Below are 4,193 nucleotides of genomic sequence, written 5' to 3'. Positions count from 1 at the left end.
GCTCGCGCGCCTCGATCACGGCGACGGCCAGCGGAGCGACCGCGGCTCCCGAGGCGAGAGCGCTCCGGAGCCGACGGCGGAGCCCCTGCCGCAGCCCGAGCCCACCGCGGTGCTCCCTCCGCGGACCTGCGCCGACGACCCCCGCCTCTGCACTCCTGCGCCCGAGCCGACCATCGGCGGGCCCCTCACCTGAGCCCCGGCTCGCGGCCCGCCCCGCCCGCGGGGATAGTGGAGGCATGAGCAGACTCCTCCTCGGCCTCCTGACCAACGCCGTCGCGATCTGGCTCACGACCCTGGTCGTGGCGGGCGTGCGCGTGGACCCGTACGAGGAGGGCCCCGCCGCGGCGGTCCTCACGTACCTGCTGGTGGCGGTGATCTTCGGCGTCGTCAACGCCGTCGTCGGCGGAGTGGTGCGGGTGGTCGCGTTCCCCCTGTACGTGCTGACGCTCGGCCTGGTCTCGTTCCTCGTCAACGGCCTCCTGCTGCTGCTGACCGCCTGGATCAGCGGCCTCTTCGGCTTCGGCCTCGTCGTGGACGGCTTCTGGTGGGGCGTGCTCGGCGCCCTCGTGCTCGCCCTGGTGAACTGGTTCATCGGCCTCCTCCTGCGCCCCTTCCTCCGCCGCCGTCAGGACTGACACCGCGGGCTCGGCAGTCAGCATCGGCCGCGCCGCCGCCGCCCGGGAGGCCCCGCGCGCCATCGGTGGACGACGGCCGCGATCGGCCTGCTGTGGAGGAGCCGCGGTGCGCCATGATGGGCGGGTGACCCCCGACTCCCCTGCGCCCTCGGCCTTCGCCGTGTGCTTCGTCTGCACCGGCAACATCTGCCGGTCGCCGATGGCCGAGGTGGTGCTGCGCTCCCTGGCGGAGCAGGCGGGGCTCGGCTCCGCGATCGAGATCAGCTCGGCCGGCACCGGCGAGTGGCACCTCGGCGAGCACGCCGACAGCCGCGCCCTCGCGGCGCTGGAGCGTCACGGCTTCGACGGGGGCCGCCACCGCGCCCAGCTCTTCGACCCGTCCCGCTTCGCCGAGTTCGACCTGGTCGTCGCGCTCGACCACGGGCACGAGCGCGCGCTGCGCTCCTGGGCGCGAACCGAGGTCGACCGGCAGAAGATCCGCCGCCTGCTCGACTTCGAGCCCGGCCTCTCCCCGCAGGGCGACGTCCCCGACCCCTACTATTCCGATGCGGCGGCGTTCGACTCGGTGCTCGCGCTGATCGAGCGCGCCTGCCGGGCCCTCTTCGCCCAGATCGAACCAGGACTGCGCGGCAACCGCTCGGTCCGCCCCGACTCCACCGACGCGCGCGCCGCCCTCGCGCAGGACACCTGAGAACCGGAAGGCACCACCGCATGACCTCGCTCCCCACCCAGCCGCTGAGCCCCCTCGACGGCCGCTACAGCGGTGCCGTCTCGTCGCTCGGCGAGTACCTCTCGGAGGCGGGGCTGAACCGCGCGCGGGTGCACGTCGAGGTCGAGTGGCTGCTGGCGCTGACCGACCGCCGCCTCTTCGGCTCCGAGCCCGTCGACGCGGCGACCGCCGAGGAGCTGCGCCGCCGCGCCCGCGACTTCGGCCAGCCCGAGATCGACGAGCTGGCGACCCTCGAGGCCCGCACCCGCCACGACGTGAAGGCCGTGGAGTACCTCGTCCGCCAGTGGCTCGAGGAGCTGGGCCTGCAGCGCATCGCCGAGCTCACCCACTTCGCCGCCACCAGCGAGGACATCAACAACCTCTCCTACGCGATCGTGGTCCGCCAGGCCGTCGGCGAGATCTGGCTGCCGAAGCTGCGCTCGGTCGTCGCGTCGCTCCGGGAGCTGGCCGTCCGCTACCGCGACGAGTCGATGCTCAGCCGCACCCACGGCCAGCCCGCGACCCCGACCACGATGGGCAAGGAGTTCGCCGTCTACGCGTACCGGCTCGAGCGGGTCGTCGCGCAGATCGAGGCGACGGAGTACCTGGGCAAGTTCAGCGGAGCGACGGGCACGTTCGCCGCGCACCTCGCCGCCGACCCCGGCACCGACTGGCCCGCCCTCGCGGAGGAGTTCGTCACCTCCCTCGGCCTCGTCTTCAACCCGCTGACCACCCAGATCGAGTCGCACGACTGGCAGGCCGAGCTCTACGGCAGGGCCGCGCACGCGAACCGCATCCTGCACAACATCTGCACCGACGTCTGGACCTACATCTCGCTCGGCTACTTCCGGCAGATCCCCCAGGCCGGGGCGACCGGCTCGTCCACGATGCCGCACAAGATCAACCCGATCCGCTTCGAGAACGCCGAGGCGAACCTCGAGCTCTCCAGCGCCCTGCTCGACTCGCTCGCGCAGACCCTGGTCACCTCGCGCCTCCAGCGCGACCTCACCGACTCGACCACGCAGCGCAACATCGGCGTCGCGTTCGGCCACTCCCTCCTCGCCCTCGACAACATCGCCCGCGGCCTGCTCGAGATCGACCTCGACCCGACCGCCCTCGCCGCCGACCTCGACGGCAACTGGGAGGTGCTGGCCGAGGCGATCCAGACGGTGATCCGTGCAGAGGTGGCGGCCGGCCGCTCCTCGATCACCGACCCGTACGCGCTGCTGAAGGACCTGACCCGCGGCAAGCGCCTCGGTGCCGACGACCTCGCCGTCTTCGTGCAGGGTCTCGACATCGGCGACGCGGCGAAGGAGCGCCTGCTGGCGCTGACGCCGGGCGGCTACACGGGCCTCGCCTCGTCGCTGGTCGACCGTCTGAGCTGATCCGCCGGGCCGCGATCGCGCGGATGCCGCCGTCCTCGAGAGCGAGCACTCGGACTCCTGCGTGCTCGCGGCGGCGCGGTCGACGGCGGCGCGATGTCGGGGGTCGCACCTAGCGTCGGCGGCATGTCAGCGTGCGCGATCGGAGGGTGCGCGTCCTCGGCCGAGACGGGCGCCCCCCTCGCGCTCTGCGCGGCGCACCTCGGGCTCGCGCACGACTGGGTCGCCCGCGAGGACGGCGTGATCGACGCCCTGCCCTCGCCGTGCGCGGCGTGCGGGTCCCGCCTGGGCGTCCGGCTCCCCTCCGCCTGGCTCTGCGCCGCCTGCGAGTGGCGGCTCGGCGATGCTCCCGACGGCGAGCTCCCGCCGCCCCGGGTCGACGTCGTCTACTACATCCGCTTCGGCGAGCGGATCAAGATCGGCACCAGCGGCAATCCCCGGCAGCGCCTCCACCGGCTCCGGCACGAGGAGCTCCTCGCGTTCGAGCGCGGCGGGCGAGCACTCGAGCAGCACCGGCACGCCCAGTTCGCCGACGAGCGCCTGGAGCGCACCGAGTGGTTCGCGCGCAGCCCCGCGCTCGACGCCCACATCGAGACCGTGCGCGCCGGGGAGCCCGACCCCTGGGCTCTGCACCGCCGCTGGCGCAGCGAGGCGCTGGCCCTGCGGCTCTGACGCGCCGGCTGCGAGCGGGCGGCTGCGACTCGCCGGTTCCCACTCGACGGTTCCCACTCGCCGGCACTGCATCCACGGGTCCCGCTCCGCCGAGCCGGACACCGGGACGGCGCGACGGGGAGGGAGCGACGGAGACGGATCCCGGAGGACAGTCCCGCAGCCGCCGCGCGACGCGCTCAGCGCCCCCAGGCGTCGACGAGCAGCGGACCGCGGACATCGCGCAGCCGGTCGACCAGGCGGTCCGCCAGCGCGGCCGTGACCCCCGTGGCGACCAGGTCGTGGGGGCCGAGCGGCAGCAGCTTGCCCGTGCGGATGCGCACCACCTCCCAGCCGGCGGAGCGGAGCGCGCGGTCCTTCCGCCGGTCGGCCTCCTCGCGGTGCCCGACGTGCTCGAGTCCGTGACGGCCGGTGGAGTCGTACTCGATCGCGACGCGCAGCTCGCCGAGCACCAGGTCGGGCCACGCCTCGCGGTGCTCGAAGAACGGCCGCGCGAGACGCACCGCCGTGTGCGCCGGATCGAAGACGAGCCGCTCGACGAGGAGAGCCCGGAGCCGGGCCTCGACGGCGGAGGCGGGAGGAGGCGCGCACCGGCTCGCGAAGGGCTCGCCGACGGGGAGGTCCGGCGTCTTCGGGCACACACGGGCGGGCCGGGTTCGGGAGCGCGCCGGGCGGGCGGCGGGGCCGGCGGACGGGACCGCGGCCGGAACGGCGGAGGCGGCGGTTCTCGCGCGGCGCCGACGTCCCCTACGCGGTCGGCACCTACCGGGAGGCGTGGGCGTCCTACCCCGTCCTGGT

Annotated in this window: 6 protein-coding genes; 5 read left to right on the top strand and 1 reads right to left on the bottom strand. The window is 74.3% G+C overall.

Annotated elements, in window-relative coordinates; translation table 11 throughout:
- The 5 genes from C5D04_RS18565 to C5D04_RS17460 form a co-directional block, all read left to right on the top strand.
- Positions 1-193 (top strand): hypothetical protein (locus tag C5D04_RS18565; RefSeq protein ID WP_219815046.1); only part of this gene is annotated, 193 nt, incomplete at its 5' end.
- Positions 194-236: 43 nt separating this feature from the next.
- On the top strand, positions 237-635 hold the full coding sequence (locus C5D04_RS17475) for a phage holin family protein (RefSeq protein ID WP_104225199.1): 399 nt from the start codon (positions 237-239) through the stop codon (positions 633-635).
- 124 nt (positions 636-759) lie between these two features.
- Entirely contained in the window at positions 760-1,326 is a 567-nt protein-coding gene (locus C5D04_RS17470) for a low molecular weight protein-tyrosine-phosphatase (protein WP_181027248.1), read from the top strand.
- A 20-nt stretch (positions 1,327-1,346) separates the two neighbouring features.
- A complete protein-coding gene (gene purB, locus C5D04_RS17465; protein WP_104225198.1) occupies positions 1,347-2,729 on the top strand; it encodes an adenylosuccinate lyase in 1,383 nt (460 codons plus the stop codon).
- Positions 2,730-2,852: 123 nt separating this feature from the next.
- A complete protein-coding gene (locus tag C5D04_RS17460; RefSeq protein ID WP_104226628.1) occupies positions 2,853-3,398 on the top strand; it encodes a GIY-YIG nuclease family protein in 546 nt (181 codons plus the stop codon).
- A gap of 176 nt (positions 3,399-3,574) precedes the next feature.
- Here C5D04_RS17460 and C5D04_RS17455 read toward each other — a convergent pair whose 3' ends face one another.
- Positions 3,575-4,036: a hypothetical protein gene (locus C5D04_RS17455; protein WP_374954394.1), complete on the bottom strand. Its 462-nt coding sequence runs from the start codon at positions 4,034-4,036 to the stop codon at positions 3,575-3,577.
- Between the last annotated feature and the right edge of the window lie 157 nt (positions 4,037-4,193).

Source organism: Rathayibacter sp. AY1D2, assembly GCF_002932695.1.
Classification (GTDB): Bacteria; Actinomycetota; Actinomycetes; order Actinomycetales; family Microbacteriaceae; genus Rathayibacter.
The sequence above is the reverse complement of the archived record's forward strand: the minus strand, read 5'-3'. Positions and strand labels throughout refer to the sequence as shown.